Consider the following 16,217-nt stretch of genomic DNA (forward strand, 5'->3'; position numbering starts at 1 on the left):
CGCGGACCCGCTTGACCGGTCGGCCGCGAAGCGGGCTGGAGCTATTTGGTGCTGAACCAGTTTGTTGTGTGGTGCGATGTGGCAGACCGTGCGCGATCCAAGCCCGGTTGGGCCTATGAGGGCACTCTTTAGGCAGCCCACGATGGACGAGAGGACTACCCAAATTGCGTGTGACCGCGGGCGTATCGGAAGCTGCTTTCTTTGCTTACTTTCTTTGCAGCAGCAAAGAAAGTGAGTGCCGCCCCGCACAGGGGCAGTGCTAATAGACCGACACGAATACGGGATCCGGCGAAACCAAGCCAAGCCAACCGACCCGGGCTCCGGCGAAACCGGCATCCGGCAAAACCCGAACCAAGCGAAAACCACAAGGCAAAAAGCAAGAAAACCGCGTCATACTAGGACGCATGAAGGCCGATTACCTCCGAACCGCGCTTTCCTTCCGCCTGGCGGCCCCCTCCGATGCTGCGGAAATCGCGCGCATCCACGTGAAGGCCTGGCAGGCCGCCTATCGTTCCATCTTCCCCGCCGAATACCTCAATTCGCTTTCCATTCCGAAACGCCGTGCCCTCTGGTCCGAGCTGATCGCGCGCGGCATGCCCCGCATAATGCTCGCCGAACGCGACGACATCATGCTCGGATGGATCGCATGGGGCCCGTCACGCGATAACGACAAAGGCAGAACGGATGCCGAAATCGAAGCCATCTATATCGACCCGGCACACTGGCGCCAGGGCGCGGGAAGAATGCTGATCGATGAAGCGATCAACGCCGCGGCAAGCGAAGGCTATCGGGAAATGACGCTCTGGGCGCTCGAAGAAAACGTGCACGGCCTGCGCTTCTACAAGGCGCTCGGCTTTGCACTGGACGGCGTGTTCCGCACCGAAAGACTCGGCGGATGCGAAGTCTGCGAAACGCGCCTTCACATGGCGATCTGAACGCTCAGGCCACCATCGCGGGAACGGCAGCCAGCGGCGGCACCTGCTTGCGCCGCTCGCGCGTCGGCGCCGTGCCGAACGCATCGCGATAGCTCTTCGAGAAATGACACGCCGACTGAAAACCGCACGCCATCGTGATGTGCATGATCGACATGTCGGTCTGCAGCAGCAATTCACGCGCGCGCCGCAAGCGCAACGTCAGATAGTAATGCGTCGGCGTCATGCCGAGATGTTCGCGGAATAGCCGCTGAAGTTGCCGTTGCGACATGCCCGCGAGCCGCGCCAGTTCCTCGCGCGACAACGGCTCTTCGATGTTGTTCTCCATCAGCGAGATGACTTCGAAAAGCGACTTGTTCGCGGACCCCAGACGCGCGACGAGCGGCATCCGCTGCTGCGCGCTCGTATCGCGCACATGCTCGACGATGAACTGCCCCGCGATCTGCGTCACCCGCGCGGTGCCGACGCGTGCCGCGATCAAGTTCAGCATCATGTCGAGCGGCGCGACGCCGCCCGTACACGTCACGCGATCGCGATCGACCACGAACAGCTCTTTGAGAAAGCGCGTGTCGGGAAACTCTTCTTTAAGCGCCGACATGTTTTCCCAGTGAATCGCGCACGCATAGCCGGCGAGCAAGCCCGCGCGCGCCAATGCATACGTGCCGGTGCAAAGCGAGCCGAGCACGCTGCCCGTGCGCGCGAAACGGCGCAAGGCAGAAAGATGCGCGGGCGTAGTCGCACGCTGCACGTCGATGCCGCCGACCACGAACACGATGTCGGGCTGCCCCACGCATTCCACCGGACCGGTATCGACGGAAAGCCCGTTGCTCGCCGTCACCGGCCCGCCCTCCGGACTCACGATCGACCAGCGATACAACGGCTGCCCCGTCAAGTAGTTCGCCATGCGCAGGACTTCGATCGCATTGGTGAACGCGATCATCGTGAAGTTGGGAAGCGGCATGAACGCGAAGTGTGACAGCGACGCCGTGCGATCGGAGGACATGTGAGAACTGATTCCTTGGAATCTATTGAGTGGCGCCGTCATGCGCGGCGCTTACCACGCTTGCAATTTTGGTTGCGAGTGCAACTACCATGCCATCAGGCTAAACCCTGATCGATGAAGGGCATCGCGCATGCTCCGCTGCGCGCTCGCACTGACGCGGGGCCAGGCGCCGCAAGACATGCACTGCAGCAGCGCACGATCGTTCCGATGCAGTGCAACAGCCCACACAAAAAATTCGCTACACCGAAAAGGAATTCGCCACTTGTCGAAAACAGACGCGCATGTCGGAAAAGGTAAAGAACACGTCTGAATTCGTAAATTGACCTGCAGGGCGAAAGTCAAGAATAGACGCAACGACGAAAGCGACGTCGAACGACCCCCACCTCTCAGGCGACACGGAGCACACCACGATGAGCACCCTCCACAACGACAGCATCATCATCGACGGACTGAACATCTCGAAGTTCGAGCGCTCCGTGTTCGAAGACATGAGAAAGGGCGGCGTCACCGCCGTGAACTGCACCGTGTCGGTGTGGGAAGACTTCCAGAAGACCATCGACAACATCGCGGAAATGAAGCAGCAGATCCGCGAATACAGCGAAATTCTCACGCTCGTCCGCACGACCGACGACATCCTGCGCGCAAAGAAGGAAAACAAGACCGGCATCATCTTCGGCTTCCAGAACTCGTATGCGTTCGAGGACAACCTCGGCTATATCGAAGTGTTCAAGGAGCTGGGCGTGAACGTGGTCCAGCTTTGCTACAACACACAGAACCTCGTCGGCACGGGTTGCTATGAACCGGACGGCGGTCTGTCGGGTTATGGCAAGGAAGTGATTCACGAGATGAATCGCGTCGGCATCATGGTCGATCTCTCGCACGTCGGCGCAAAGACGTCTTCCGATGCGATCGCCTGCTCGAAGAAGCCCGTCACGTACTCGCACTGCTGTCCGTCGGGACTCAAGGATCATCCGCGCAACAAGAGCGACGATCAACTGCGCGAGATCGTCGATGCGGGCGGCTTCGTCGGCGTGACGATGTTCTCGCCGTTCCTCAAGAAAGGCCCGGATGCAACGGTCGATGACTATCTCGAAGCGATCGAATACACCATCGATGTCATCGGCGAAGACAACGTCGGTATCGGCACGGACTTCACGCAAGGCTATAGCACCGAATTCTTCGACTGGATCACGCACGACAAGGGCCGTTATCGCCGCCTGACGAACTTCGGCAAGGTCGTGAATCCGGAAGGCATTCGCACGATCGGCGAATTCCCGAACCTCACCGCTGCAATGGAAAAGGCCGGCTGGAGCGAATCGCGCATCAAGAAAGTGATGGGCGAAAACTGGATGCGCTTCTTCGGCGAAGTCTGGAACGTCTGACCGTCAACGACAAATAAACAGGAACCCCGCGATGCAACCGCAACTGCCTATCGATGTCGATCCGCAAACCGGCGTCTGGACCACCGACGCGCTGCCGATGCTCTACGTGCCGCGCCACTTCTTCACGAACAATCACGTCGCCGTCGAAGAAGCGCTCGGCCGCGATACGTATGCCGAGATTCTCTACAAGGCCGGCTACAAGTCCGCGTATCACTGGTGCGACAAGGAAGCCGAGAAGCACGGCATCAGCGGCATGGCGTGCTTCGAGCATTACCTGAAGCGCCTGTCGCAACGTGGATGGGGACTCTTCACGATCGTCGAAGCCGATCCTGCGACATCGCATGCGCGCATTCATCTGCATAACTCGTCGTTCGTGCTCGCGCAGCCCGGCAAAGAGGGCAAGCTCTGCTACATGTTCGCGGGATGGTTCGCGGGCGCGATGGACTGGGTCAACGACACGGCTCCCGACAGTGCGAAGAAAGGTCCGCGCTCGAAGTCGATCGAAACCCAATGCGCGGCGGAAGGCCATTCGCATTGCGTATTTGAAGTGTCGCCGCTGTAAGCAAAGCTCAACTCCGAGGTCGATCGCGATGCGTTACCCGAACCTTTTCAAGCCTCTTCAGCTCAACAAGCTCACGTTGCGCAACCGCATCGTCAGCACCGCGCACGCGGAGGTCTATGCCGAACCGGGCGGTCTGCCCGGCGACCGCTATATCCGCTATTACGAGGAGAAAGCGAAGGGCGGCGTCGGCCTCGCCGTGTGCGGCGGTTCGAGCCCGGTGTCGATCGACAGTCCGCAAGGCTGGTGGAAGTCGGTGAACCTCGCGACCGACAAGGTCATCGATCCGCTCTCGCGTCTCGCCGAAGCCATGCATCGTCATGGCGCGTTCATCATGATTCAGGCGACGCACATGGGCCGCCGCTCCGCATGGCACGGCGAGCACTGGCCGCATCTGATGTCGCCGTCGGGCGTGCGCGAGCCGGTGCATCGCGGCAACGCGAAGATCATCGAAGTGGAAGAGATCAAGCGCATCATCCAGGACTTCGCGGCGGCCGCGAAGCGCGTGAAGGATGCAGGCATGGACGGCATCGAGATCTCGGCGGCGCATCAGCATTTGATCGATCAGTTCTGGAGCCCGCGCACCAACTTCCGTACCGATGAATGGGGCGGTTCGTTGGAGAATCGTCTGCGCTTCGGGATGGAAGTGCTGAAGGCCGTGCGTGAAGAGGTGGGCGCGGATTTTTGCGTCGGCCTGCGCATGTGCGGCGACGAATTTCATGAAGACGGTCTCTCGCACGAGAACCTCAAGGAGATCGCGCAGGCGATGTCCGAAAGCGGCCTCATCGATTATGTCGGCGTGATCGGTTCGGGCGCGGATACGCACAACACGCTCGCCAACTGCATGCCGCCGATGGCGCTGCCGCCCGAGCCGTTCGTGCATCTCGCCGCGGGCATCAAGTCGGTCGTGAAGCTGCCGATCATGCATGCGCAAAGCATTCGCGATGCGGGACAGGCCGAGCGTCTGCTTGCAAACGGCATGGTCGATCTCGTCGGCATGACGCGCGCGCAGATCGCCGATCCGCATATGGTCATCAAGATTCGCGATGGCCGCGAAGACGAAATCAAGCAGTGCGTCGGCGCGAACTATTGCATCGATCGCCAGTACAACGGTCTCGACGTTTTGTGCGTGCAGAACGCCGCGACGTCGCGCGAACAGACGATGCCGCACGTCATCGAAAAGACGCGCGGGCCGAAGCGCAAGGTTGTCGTGGTCGGCGCGGGGCCTGCCGGTCTCGAAGCGGCGCGCGTCGCGCGTTCGCGTGGTCATGATGTCGTGCTGTTCGAGAAGAACGATTATGTCGGCGGTCAGATCATGCTCGCCGCGAAAGCGCCGCAGCGCGAGCAAATGGCCGGCATCGTGCGCTGGTTCGACATGGAAACGAAGCGCCTCGGCGTCGATCGCCGTCTCGGTGTCGCCGCCGACGAGAAGATGATCATGGCCGAAAAGCCGGACATCGTCGTGCTCGCGACGGGCGGTTCGTCGTTCACCGATCAGGTCCCTGCGTGGGGCGTCGAAGAAGGTCTCGCCGTGAGTTCGTGGGACATTCTTTCGGGCAAGGTCGAGCCGGGCAAGAACGTGCTCGTCTACGACGGCGTATCGACTCATGCGGGCGCGGGCGTAGCGGACTTCATCGCGTCGCGCGGGTATAACGTCGAGATCGTCACGCCCGATGTCAAAGTCGCCGACGACACCGGCGGCACCACGTTCCCGATCTTCTATCGCCGTCTCTATGCGCAAGGCGTCATTCATACGCCTAACTACTGGCTCGACAAGGTCTACGAGGAAAACGGCAAGAAGATCGCCGTGATCCGCAACGAGTACACGGAAGAGCAGGAAGAGCGCGCGGTGGATCAGGTCGTGATCGAGAACGGCATCACGCCGAACGACGCGCTCTACTGGAAGCTCAAGCCCGAGTCGCTCAATCGCGGACAGATCGACGTGCACACGCTGTTCGCATCGCTACCGCAGCCGTCGTTGAGCGAAGAGCTCGGGAACGGACGCTTCCTGTTGTTCCGCGTCGGCGACTGCATCTCGATGCACAACATCCACAGCGCGATCTACGATTCGCTGCGCCTCTGCAAAGACTTCTGACGAGGTATTCGACGATGAACCCCGTGTTTGTCATCACCGCGCTGTTGTGGCTTTCGATGGCGGGCCTCGCGTTCGCCTTGCTCAAGCGCGCAGCGTACTGGCGCGAAGGCCGCGCGACGACGGCCGGCGCCTATGGATGGGCGAATCTGCTGACCATTCCGAAGCGCTATTTCGTCGATCTGCATCATGTCGTGGCGCGCGATCCGTATATCGCGAAGACGCACGTCGCGACCGCGGGTGGCGCGATCCTCGCGATGGCGCTCGTCTTCGTCAACTACGGTCTCGCGATCTATTCGGTGTGGCTCGATCGCGCGATCTTCCTCGCGGCGATCATCATGTTCGTCGGTGCGATGTTCGTGTACAAGCGGCGTCGCGCGAAGGACGTGCCCGCGCGTCTGTCGCATGGACCGTGGGACAGCCTGCCGTTGCTGCTCGGTTCGTTCGCGCTCGGTCTCGCGTTGTTCATGCTGCTGCCTGCATCGTGGATGTCCGGCGCGCTCGCGATCATCGTCGCGTTGCTGATCGCGGCGGGCGCGTACACGATGACCTTCGGCGCGGCGCAAGGCGGCCCGATGAAGCACGCGATGGCGGGTCTGCTGCATCTCGCCTTTCATCCGCGTCAGGAGCGTTTTCACGCGAAGGACGAGAACGAACGCGAAGTCGTGCCGCCGACGGCGCTCAAGAAGCCCGTGCTCGATGCGAAGGAATATGGCGTCGGCAAGCCGGTCGAGTTTCGCTGGAATCAGTTGTTGAGCTTCGATGCCTGCGTGCAGTGCGGCAAGTGCGAGGCCGCGTGTCCCGCGTTCACATCGGGTCAGCCGTTGAATCCGAAGAAGCTGATTCAGGATCTGGTCGTCGGCATGGTCGGCGGATCGGACTCGCAATACGCGGGTAGCCCGACACCCGGCATTCCCGTCGGCAGGCATTCCGGCGGTCCGACCAAGCCGCTCATCTCGCAGATGATCGAAGCGGACACGATCTGGTCGTGTACGACGTGCCGCGCGTGCGTGCAGGAGTGCCCGATGCTGATCGAGCACGTCGATGCGATCGTCGACATGCGCCGCAATCAAACGCTCGTCGAAGGCGATGTGCCCGGCAAAGGCCCGATCACGCTCGCGAACCTGCGCGAGACCGGCAGTCAGAACGGTTTCGATATCGGCGCGCGCTACGACTGGTCGGTGGATTTGCAAGTGCAGGTCGCGCAGCCGGGACGCCCTGTCGATGTTCTGCTGATCGCCGGCGAAGGCGCATTCGACATGCGCTATCAGCGCACGCTGCGCGCGCTCGCAAAAGTGATGAACAAGGCGGGCGTCGATTACGCGGTGCTCGGCGGCGTCGAAACGGATACGGGCGACACGGCGCGGCGTCTCGGCGACGAAGCCACGTTCCAGCAATGCGCATCGAAGCTGATGAACACGCTGTCGCAATACCAGTTCCGTCGCATCGTCACGGCGGATCCGCATGTGCTGCATAGCTTGCGCAACGAATATCGCGCGCTTGGCGGCTACTACGAAGTGCAGCATCACACGGCGTTCATGGCGGAGCTCGTCGCGAGCGGCAAGCTCACGCCGAAGGCCGCCGCCGTGCTCGCGGACAAGAAAATCACGTACCACGATCCGTGCTATCTCGGCCGCTACAACGGCGAGACGGAGGCGCCGCGCAAGTTGCTGAAGACCATTGGCATCAAGGTCGTCGAGATGGAGCGTCATGGCATGCGCGCGCGTTGCTGCGGCGGTGGCGGCGGTGCGCCGCTGACGGATATCCCCGGCAAGCAGCGCATTCCCGATATCCGCATCGCGGATGCGAAGTCGGTCGGCGCGGAAGTCGTCGCGGTCGGTTGCCCGCAATGCACCGCGATGCTGGAAGGCGTGGTCGGTCCTCGTCCCGAAGTGCTCGACGTGGCGGAACTCGTCGCTGCGGCCTTGGAGTGAAGCGATGAACAACGACATCAAACGAATCGATCCGCGCCGTCCCTTCGTCATCACGGCCGATGGACTGAAGCGCATCACGCTCGGCGAAATCGGCAATGGCGTCGTGCTGAACTTCACGCACGGCGGCCACAAGGAAGCGACGAAGCCGCGCCGCACGACGAAGCCCGCGACGCGTTCGCTGCTCGTCGCGGCGCACACGGATCGCGGCGCGCTCGACGATCACGCGCGCCAGGCGCTCGCGGCGGCCGCCTTGCTCGCGGACGATCAGACCGAAGTCGTGCTGATCGCGTTCGGCGAGTTCAAGGACGATGCCGCCGTGCTCGGCGCGGATCGCTACGTCGCGCTGCCGGAGTTCGATCGCCGCAACTACGCGCCCGACGAAGAAGTGCGCGCGTTGACCGCCTGCGTCGCTGCGTTCCGACCGGCGCATATCTTCATGCCCGACAACGCAACCGGCGACGGCGATCTCGGCCGCCGCTACGCCGCACGCGCCGATGCGTCCATCGCGACGCAGGTCGTCGAAATCGATGCAGCGCATGTCGCGTCGTATGCACAGGCGGGTCGCGCGCTTGCATCGCGTGCATTGCCCGACATGGTTTTGCTTGCAGCTCATGCCGTCGATGCGAAGCTGCCCTTCGTCGGCGCGGGCGAGGCGATGAATCCGCAAGGCATCGTGCCGGCGGCGAAAGCGAGCGCTTACGTCGATCTCGGCATCGAAGAGATGGACGCGGCGCAGGTCGCGCTGGAGGAAGCGGACTTCATCGTGTCGGCGGGCAACGGCGTGTCGGACATCGCCGCGTTCGAAGCGCTCGCGGGCACGCTGGGCGCGGCGATCGGCGCGAGCCGCGTCGCCGTCGACGATGGCAAGTTCACGCGCGACAAGCAGATCGGCGCGACCGGCAAGACCGTCGAGGCGAGCGTGTATATCGCGTTCGGCATTTCGGGCGCGGTTCAGCACTTGCAGGGCATCAAGGATTGCCGCCACGTCATCGCCGTGAATCTCGACGCCAGCGCGCCGATCGCGAAGCGCGCGAATCTGACGATCGTCGCGGACACGCAGGAAACGATCAAGGCACTGACCGATGCCGCCGCCGCCGCACGCGCCGCGCGTGCCGGCGGCGGATCGATCGCGCAGACCGCGCACATCGCCGAAGGAGTCGCTGCATGAAGATCGCCGTTCTCGTCTCCACCGGACGTCATCCCGTCAGCGGCGCGGCGCGCTACAGCCGCAACGACGCCGCCGCGCTGACCATCGCCATCGGCATCGCGAAGACGCACGGCGCGCAACTCGACGTGTTGCACGCGGGCGATCCGGCTAATCCGGCGTTGCAGGAATATCTCGCGCTCGGCGCGTCGAAAGTCGAAGTGCTCAACACGCAAGGCGATGCGTGTGCGGCCCTCGCGCAAAGGCTTGCGGGCTACGAGCTCGTGTTCACCGGCACGCGCGCCGAAGGCGCTTACGACAGCGGCACGCTGCCGTACAAGCTCGCGGATGCGCTGAACGTTCCGCTCGTCGGCGCGGCCGTCGATGTCAGCGTGACGAAGGAAGGCGTCGAAGTGCGCCAGTTCATGCCGAAGGGCTTGCGCCGACGCGTGCGCGCGCCGCTGCCCGCGCTCGTCGCCGTGCATCCATTGGCCAACGCCGCGCCGCGCTACGCCTATGCGCGCATGCGCGAAGGCCACGTCGCGCCGGTCGCCGCGAGCGCGCCCGTCGACAAGGAAAGCACGGCGTGGCGCATCGGCCCGGTGACGGCCAAGCCCAAGAAACTCGCCGCGCCGGAAAAGCGCTCGGGCCACGCGCGCATGCTCGGCGCGACGACGACCGAAAGCCGCGGCGGAAGCGTCGTAATTGAAGGGAGTTCCGTCGAAAAAGCACAAGTGATTCTGGCGTATTTGCGCGAGCATCAACTCGTCGATTACTGATTTCTCGACCCACATCGACCCACATACAGGTGCACACGATGAAAGTTTCGGCAGACGTTCGCGCAATGATCGAACGCCGCAAAAAGGGCCACACGCTCGAGGCGCCGTTCTACACGAGCGAAGAGATTCACGCGCTCGACCTCGATGCCATCTTCCGCAAGACCTGGATTCAGGTCGCCGTCGAGCCGGACATTCCAGAGCCGGGCGATTACACGACGATCGAGATCGGCAACGATTCGATCCTGATCGTGCGCGACGACGATATGGAAATACGCGCCTTCTACAACGTGTGCCGGCATCGCGGCGCGCGCCTGTGCAATCAGGAGAAGGGCTCGCTCGGCAATATCGTGTGCCCGTATCACAGCTGGACCTACAACCTCTCCGGCGATCTGATGTTCGCCGAGCACATGGGCGAACAGTTCGACCGCTGCAAGCACAGCCTGAAGAAGGTGCATGTGCAGAATCTCGCGGGCCTCATCTTCGTCTGTCTCGCCGATGAACCGCCCGCCGATTTCGCCGTGATGCGCGAAGCGATGGAGCCGTATCTCGCGCCGCACGGTCTGAAGGATTGCAAGATCGCGGCGAGCATCGATATCGTCGAGAAGGGCAACTGGAAGCTCACGATGGAGAACAATCGCGAGTGCTATCACTGCGTCGCGAATCATCCAGAGCTGACCATTTCGCTTTACGAATACGGCTTCGGCTATCAGCGCTCGCCCGCGAACGAAGAAGGCATGGCGGCGTTCGAGAAGACCGTCGAAGAGCGCACGAAGCAATGGGAAGCGATGTGCCTGCCGTCCGCGGAAATCGAACGCCTCGTCGATCTCGTGACGGGCTTTCGCACGCAACGTTTGCCGCTCGATCGCGATGGCGAATCGCAGACGCTCGATGCGAAAGTCGCATCGAAGAAACTGCTCGGCGGCTTCGAGCGCGCGGACCTGGGCGGCTTGTCGTTCTGGACGCAGCCGAACTCGTGGCATCACTTCATGAGCGATCACATCGTGACGTTCTGCGTGATTCCGCTTGCATCGGGGGAAACGCTCGTCCGCACGAAGTGGCTCGTGCACAAGGACGCGCGCGAAGGCATCGATTACGACGTCGACAATCTCACCGCCGTGTGGCGCGCGACGAACGATCAGGACCGCACGCTCGTCGAGTATTCGCAACTCGGCGTCGCGAGCAACGCCTACGAACCGGGTCCGTACTCGCCATTCACGGAAGGTCTCGTCGAGAAGTTTTGCGAGTGGTACATCGGACGTCTTGCCGATTACGCCGATACGCCCGAGCACGGCGTCGATGCGTCGCTCGGTGAGAAAGTCGTTTCCTTCATGCGCTGACAGCCTCGTAGCAGGAGTAGAACATGATGCGCGATCAGGCTACTTTCGAGCCGACCGACAGCCGCGTGACCCAGCCGAAGTTCTGGGGGACGCTGCCCGTGCGCTGGAATTGCGACACGGACGAGACGCTCGTCTGCTGTCACGTCCGGCAGGAGACGCACGACGTCAAGAGCTTTTTCTTCAAGGCGCCGGGTGAGCGCACGTTCGTCTTCGAGCCGGGGCAGTTCATCACGCTGGAGCTCGAGATCAACGGCGAGCAGATCAATCGCTGCTATACGATCTCGTCCGCGCCGACGCGCCCGCACACGATCTCCATCACGGTGAAGCGCGTGCCGGGGGGACCGGTGTCGAACTGGCTGCACGATAACCTCGTCGCGGGATCGACGGTGCGCGTGCTCGGGCCATCGGGCGAATTCACGTGCGCGCGTCATCCGGCGCGCAAGTATTTGTTCTTGTCGGCGGGTTCGGGCATTACGCCGCTCATGTCGATGAGCCGCGCGCATCACGAACTCGGCGACGATGCCGACATCGTGTTCGTGCATAGCGCGCGCACGCCGGATGACATCATCTTTGCGCGCGAGCTCGATCTCATCGCGTCGAATCACAAGAACTTCCGCACGGCGTTCGTGTGCGAGCGGGTCGGCACGCGCACGAACTGGCCGGGCGTGACGGGCTTTCTCACGCTGCCGCTCCTGAAGCTGATCGCGCCGGACTTTCTCGAGCGCGAAGTCTTCACGTGCGGCCCGGCGCCGTATATGAAGGCGGTGCGCGATCTGCTCGATGCAGGTGGTTTCGATCGCAAGCATTATCACGAGGAGAGCTTCTCGTTCGGCGTCGTCGAGGAAGTCGCGGCTGAACTGACGACGGCGCATGTCGCCGAGGCCCTTGCGACGCAGACGGATTTCGTCGAAGCGCGCGAGGAGGCGGGCGGCTTTGCGCCTGCGCCGACAGAGCCCGTCGAGATCATCGAAGCGCCTGTTGAAGCCGCGCCCGTCGTCGATACGAAGTTCAAGGTGAGCTTCGCGAAGAGCCGGCGCGACATCGAATGCGGCAGCAACGAACATGTGCTCGATGCGGCGAAGAAGGCGGGCGTGCGCTTGCCATCGTCGTGTACGCAGGGCATGTGCGGGACGTGCAAGGTCAAGCTCGTGTCGGGCGAAGTGAGCATGAAGCATGCGGGCGGCATACGTCAGCGCGAGATCGATCAGGGCATGGTGCTGCTGTGCTGCAGCAAGCCTATGAGCGATCTCGTCGTCGACAAGTAAGCCCTGAGGGGCGCGTCGTTTCTTGACAACTGAGTGTCGGAAAAGTGCGCTACGCGTCAATTCTGGCTGGTGATTCTGTTCGCTACACGGCGTGGGGCCGCTAAGGGGAAACCAAATGAAACCGATGAGAAGAATGCTCGTTTTGGGGGCGATGAGCGCCGCCCTCGCATCGAGCCTGATGGCAAACGCCGCGGATAAGCCGACGATCAAAATCGGTTATGTCGAGGGCTGGGACGATAGCGTGGCGACGTCGAACGTGGCGGCGCGCGTGATCGAGAAGAAGCTGGGTTATCCGGTGCAACTGGTGCCGGTGGCCGCGGGCGTGATGTGGCAGGGCGTGGCGCGCGGCGATCTCGACGCGACGCTGTCGGCGTGGCTGCCGGTCACGCATGGCGCGTACTGGAACAACTTCAAGTCGAAGGTCGTGAATCTCGGTCCGAACTTTCAGGACGCGAAAATCGGCTTGATCGTGCCGGAGAACGTCGACGTCAACAGCTTGAGCGATCTCGAGGCGAAGAAGGCGGAATTCGATTCGCGCATCGTGGGCATCGATGCGGGCGCGGGCGTGATGCAGAAGACGAGCGAAGCGATCAAGGCTTATAACCTCGACTACAAGCTGCTGCCGAGTTCGGGTTCGGCGATGACGGCGGAACTGGCGCGTTCCGAAGCGGCCAATAAGCCGATCATCGTGACGGGCTGGAAGCCGCACTGGATGTTCGCGAAGTACAAGCTCAAGTTCCTCGAGGATCCGAAGAAGGTGTTCGGTGAGTCGGAGCACGTCGATAACGTGATCAATCCGGAGCTGGAGAAGAAGGCGCCGCAGGTGGTGGCATTCCTCAAGAAGTTTCAGTGGAAGCCGGGTGAGATCGATAGCGTGATGCTGGCGACGCAAAATGGAGAGAAGCCGCAGGCGGCGGCGGATGCGTGGATCAGCGCGCATGGGGATCGGGTGGAGTCCTGGACTAAGTAATTTTTTTCGTTGGGTTTTTTGGGTCTTTGGGCGTTTGGGCAAACGCTGAGCGTCGTGGGTTATGCCTGCGGCGCTTTTTTTTGGGGTTTTGCTTTTGGCTTTTGGCTTTTGGCTCTTGGCTTTTGATTTCGCCGGATCCCGTTTTCGTGTCGGTCTATCAGCATTGCCCCTGTGCGGGGCGGCACTCACTTTCTTTGCTGCTGCAAAGAAAGTAAGCAAAGAAAGCAGCTACTGATACGCCCGCGGTCACACGCAATTTGGGTAGTCCTCTCGTCCATCGTGGGCTGCCTAAAGAGTGCCCTCATAGGCCCAACCGGGCTTGGATCGCGCACGGTCTGAACCATCGCACCACACACCAAACGGGTTCAGCACGAAATAGCTCCAGCCCGCTTCGCGGCCGACCGGTCAATCGGGTCTGCGCGTGCTTCTCTACTAACGTCTCCATCTCTCCGCAAGTGCCGCACGTTGGTTTCCCTTGCATACCCGGCGGCAGCGCGTAGCGCTGTGCCGAAGCTCTTTCGTGCTGCACCAGTGTCCTCAGCGTTTTCGGGCGGCAGACCGCGCGCGATCCAAGCCCCGTTAGTCCTTTGAGGGCACTCTTTAGGCGAGTGCCACCTGGAACGAGAGAACTACCCAAATTGCGTGTGACCGCGGGCGGTGACGAGCTGCTTTCTTTGGTTACTTTCTTTGCAGCAGCAAAGAAAGTGACTGCCGCCCCGCACAGGGGCAGTGCTAATAGACCGCCACGAAAACGGGATCCGGCGAAACCCTAGCCAAGCGAATATGGAATCCAGCGAAAACAGCAAAGCAAGCTAACCCGGAGCGCAAAAACCTCAACGCAAAACCACAGTCCGCTCGCCATTAATAAAAACCCGCCGCTCAATAAACGCTTTAACCGCGCGTGCAAGCGCAAGGCACTCCACATCCCGCCCTGTCGCCAACAACCGCTCCGGTCCATAAGAATGATCGACGCGCTCAACTTCCTGCTCGATGATCGGTCCTTCATCGAGATCGTCGGTGACGAAATGCGCGGTCGCGCCAATCAGCTTGACCCCACGCGCATGCGCCTGGTGATAAGGCTTCGCCCCCTTGAACCCAGGCAAGAACGAGTGATGGATATTGATCGCACGCCCCGCCAGCTTGCGGCTCGTCTCGCCTGAAAGAATCTGCATATACCGCGCAAGCACCATCAACTCCGCGCCTGACGTATCGAACAGATCGAGCAAGCGCGCTTCCTGCTGCGGCTTGGTATCGGCGGTAATCGGCAGATGATGGAACGGCAAGCCATGCTGCCCCGCCAGATGCGCCAGATCCGTATGATTCGACCCGATGCCGACGATATCCATCTTCAACTCGCCCATGCGCCAGCGGAACAGCAAATCCGCAAGACAGTGCTCGAGCTTCGACACCATCAGCAGCACCTTCGGCCGCACGGCGAGATCGTGCATCGCCCACGACATCGCAAAGCGCTCGGCGATAGGCTCGAATTCGCGCTTCAGCATCGCGAGATCGAGCGCCTCCTCGGGACGCGCGCCATGAAACACGCAACGCACGAAAAAGCGCTCGGAGAGATCGTCATCGAAGACGGTGAGTTCGTCGATATAGCCGTGATGCCGCTCCAGAAAGCCGACGATCGCGGCGACCTGCCCCGCCGCGCTCGGGCACGAAACGGTAAGCACGAGTTGATCAAAGCGGGAATCGGCTGCCATGCGTGCTCCACATTCGAATGGTTGCAGCGCCGCGAAATGCGGCGAGCGTACGCGCTAGTAGAGCAAACGCGCGCGCCTTCCGGATAGAAGCGAACCGCCGCGCAAATAGTACGAAAGCGTCAGCCGACGACGTCGCATTCGTCCAGCAGCCACTCGCTGAACGCCCGCACCGCCGCCGACGGCTCGCGCGGCGTCACGAGCACGTAGCCCCGATCGGTGACGAGCGGCGCATCGCAGAGCGCGACGAGCTGGCCCGTCGCGATCAGTTCGTCGATGAGCGGCGCCCAGCCGAGCGCGACGCCCTGGCCCATCACCGCGGCGTGCGCGACGAGCGCGTAGCTGTTGAACGTGAAGCCGCCCTGCGTCGGCGGCGCGGCAAGGCCGTGCGCTTCGAACCACGCGCTCCATGAAAGCCAGCGCTCGGGCAGCGTCGGTTCGAGATGCAAGAGCGGCAGCCCGGATAGATCGGCGGGCGATACGGGCGCGCTTTTTCCCGCGATCAGCGCCGGGCTGCACACCGGCATCACGCGTTCGGCGAAGAGCTTCACGGCGCTCTGACCGCTCCATTCGGCATGCGTGTCGCCGAAGACGATGACCACATCGGCATGATCGCCCGATGCGCTCGGCAAGCTCTGCGACGTGATGATCTTCACGTCGACATCGGGCATCAGCGCCTTGAATTGCGGCAGGCGCGGCATCAGCCAGTATGTGGCGAAGCCGAAATCCGTCGACAGCGTGAGCGTGCGTTGCGCGTGACGCGAGCGGATGTCCGACGTCGCCGCGCGAATCACGTCGAGTCCCCGACGCACCGCATCGAAAAGACGCGTGCCGTCGTCCGTGAGCGTGACCCCGCGATGCCCGCGCTCGAACAGCGCCGCCCCGAGCGATTCCTCCAACTGCACGACGCGCTGGCTCACCGCGGGCTGCGTCGAGCCGAGTTCGCGCGCGGCAGCCGTGAAGCTCGCGTGCCGCGCGGCGGATTCGAACATCAGTAACGCCTGCATCGGTGGCAGGCGGTCCGGCCGCGGCATAACTCCCCCTTATGAACGCATAACGTTTTGCTGTCTTCACAGCCGCGATTTGAACGGCAATAGTGACACCCAACGCTCAA

The 16,217-nt window shown here is 62.1% G+C and carries 13 protein-coding genes; 10 read left to right on the top strand and 3 right to left on the bottom strand.

Features of this window, described 5'->3' with window-relative positions; translation table 11 throughout:
• Positions 1-485 precede the first annotated feature (485 nt).
• Entirely contained in the window at positions 486-935 is a 450-nt protein-coding gene (locus tag BG60_RS24300) for a GNAT family N-acetyltransferase (RefSeq protein ID WP_241484883.1), read from the top strand.
• Between the two features lie 4 nt (positions 936-939).
• Here BG60_RS24300 and BG60_RS24305 read toward each other — a convergent pair whose 3' ends face one another.
• Positions 940-1,935, bottom strand: coding sequence for a GlxA family transcriptional regulator (locus BG60_RS24305; protein ID WP_034473132.1), 996 nt, complete (start codon positions 1,933-1,935; stop codon positions 940-942).
• A gap of 410 nt (positions 1,936-2,345) precedes the next feature.
• Here BG60_RS24305 and BG60_RS24310 point away from each other — a divergent pair, with 410 nt between their 5' ends.
• The 9 genes from BG60_RS24310 (at position 2,346) to BG60_RS24350 (ending at position 13,397) form a co-directional block, all read left to right on the top strand.
• Positions 2,346-3,317, top strand: coding sequence for a dipeptidase (locus BG60_RS24310; protein WP_008354153.1), 972 nt, complete (start codon positions 2,346-2,348; stop codon positions 3,315-3,317).
• Between the two features lie 31 nt (positions 3,318-3,348).
• Positions 3,349-3,879, top strand: coding sequence for a DUF5943 domain-containing protein (locus BG60_RS24315; RefSeq protein WP_008354152.1), 531 nt, complete (start codon positions 3,349-3,351; stop codon positions 3,877-3,879).
• Positions 3,880-3,907: 28 nt separating this feature from the next.
• Positions 3,908-5,971 carry an NADH:flavin oxidoreductase gene (locus BG60_RS24320; RefSeq protein WP_034473133.1) on the top strand — a complete coding sequence of 688 codons (2,064 nt, stop codon included), beginning with the start codon at positions 3,908-3,910 and terminating at the stop codon, positions 5,969-5,971.
• 14 nt (positions 5,972-5,985) lie between these two features.
• A complete protein-coding gene (locus tag BG60_RS24325; RefSeq protein WP_034473134.1) occupies positions 5,986-7,902 on the top strand; it encodes a (Fe-S)-binding protein in 1,917 nt (638 codons plus the stop codon).
• A gap of 4 nt (positions 7,903-7,906) precedes the next feature.
• Positions 7,907-9,070: an electron transfer flavoprotein subunit alpha/FixB family protein gene (locus BG60_RS24330; protein ID WP_008354149.1), complete on the top strand. Its 1,164-nt coding sequence runs from the start codon at positions 7,907-7,909 to the stop codon at positions 9,068-9,070.
• Positions 9,067-9,825 carry an adenine nucleotide alpha hydrolase family protein gene (locus tag BG60_RS24335; RefSeq protein ID WP_008354148.1) on the top strand — a complete coding sequence of 253 codons (759 nt, stop codon included), beginning with the start codon at positions 9,067-9,069 and terminating at the stop codon, positions 9,823-9,825. Before BG60_RS24330 ends, BG60_RS24335 begins: the two co-directional genes overlap by 4 nt.
• A 38-nt stretch (positions 9,826-9,863) precedes the next feature.
• The gene (locus tag BG60_RS24340) at positions 9,864-11,162 is read left to right on the top strand and encodes an aromatic ring-hydroxylating oxygenase subunit alpha (RefSeq protein WP_034473135.1); all 1,299 of its coding nucleotides are present in this window, start codon (positions 9,864-9,866) and stop codon (positions 11,160-11,162) included.
• 23 nt (positions 11,163-11,185) lie between these two features.
• Complete coding sequence (locus tag BG60_RS24345; RefSeq protein ID WP_008354145.1) at positions 11,186-12,427, top strand: FAD-binding oxidoreductase; 1,242 nt, start codon at positions 11,186-11,188, stop codon at positions 12,425-12,427.
• Between the two features lie 133 nt (positions 12,428-12,560).
• Positions 12,561-13,397, top strand: coding sequence for a glycine betaine ABC transporter substrate-binding protein (locus BG60_RS24350; protein WP_409014143.1), 837 nt, complete (start codon positions 12,561-12,563; stop codon positions 13,395-13,397).
• An 833-nt stretch (positions 13,398-14,230) separates the two neighbouring features.
• On the opposite strand, the gene purU is transcribed toward BG60_RS24350, so the two are convergent.
• Together purU and BG60_RS24360 are read right to left on the bottom strand one after the other, a co-directional pair.
• Entirely contained in the window at positions 14,231-15,106 is an 876-nt protein-coding gene (gene purU, locus BG60_RS24355; protein WP_008354143.1) for a formyltetrahydrofolate deformylase, read from the bottom strand.
• 119 nt (positions 15,107-15,225) lie between these two features.
• The gene (locus tag BG60_RS24360; RefSeq protein ID WP_033536963.1) at positions 15,226-16,137 is read right to left on the bottom strand and encodes a choline sulfate utilization transcriptional regulator; all 912 of its coding nucleotides are present in this window, start codon (positions 16,135-16,137) and stop codon (positions 15,226-15,228) included.
• Positions 16,138-16,217: the final 80 nt, after the last annotated feature.

This window comes from Caballeronia zhejiangensis (genome assembly GCF_000698575.1).
Lineage (GTDB): Bacteria > Pseudomonadota > Gammaproteobacteria > Burkholderiales > Burkholderiaceae > Caballeronia > Caballeronia zhejiangensis.

Coding starts and splice junctions, on each gene's coding strand:
- BG60_RS24305 (WP_034473132.1), bottom strand. CDS start 1,935: ATGTCCTCCGATCGCACGGCGTCGCTGTCACACTTCGCGTTCATGCCG.
- BG60_RS24310 (WP_008354153.1), top strand. CDS start 2,346: ATGAGCACCCTCCACAACGACAGCATCATCATCGACGGACTGAACATC.
- BG60_RS24315 (WP_008354152.1), top strand. CDS start 3,349: ATGCAACCGCAACTGCCTATCGATGTCGATCCGCAAACCGGCGTCTGG.
- BG60_RS24320 (WP_034473133.1), top strand. CDS start 3,908: ATGCGTTACCCGAACCTTTTCAAGCCTCTTCAGCTCAACAAGCTCACG.
- BG60_RS24325 (WP_034473134.1), top strand. CDS start 5,986: ATGAACCCCGTGTTTGTCATCACCGCGCTGTTGTGGCTTTCGATGGCG.
- BG60_RS24330 (WP_008354149.1), top strand. CDS start 7,907: ATGAACAACGACATCAAACGAATCGATCCGCGCCGTCCCTTCGTCATC.
- BG60_RS24335 (WP_008354148.1), top strand. CDS start 9,067: ATGAAGATCGCCGTTCTCGTCTCCACCGGACGTCATCCCGTCAGCGGC.
- BG60_RS24340 (WP_034473135.1), top strand. CDS start 9,864: ATGAAAGTTTCGGCAGACGTTCGCGCAATGATCGAACGCCGCAAAAAG.
- BG60_RS24345 (WP_008354145.1), top strand. CDS start 11,186: ATGATGCGCGATCAGGCTACTTTCGAGCCGACCGACAGCCGCGTGACC.
- BG60_RS24350 (WP_409014143.1), top strand. CDS start 12,561: ATGCTCGTTTTGGGGGCGATGAGCGCCGCCCTCGCATCGAGCCTGATG.
- purU (WP_008354143.1), bottom strand. CDS start 15,106: ATGGCAGCCGATTCCCGCTTTGATCAACTCGTGCTTACCGTTTCGTGC.
- BG60_RS24360 (WP_033536963.1), bottom strand. CDS start 16,137: ATGCCGCGGCCGGACCGCCTGCCACCGATGCAGGCGTTACTGATGTTC.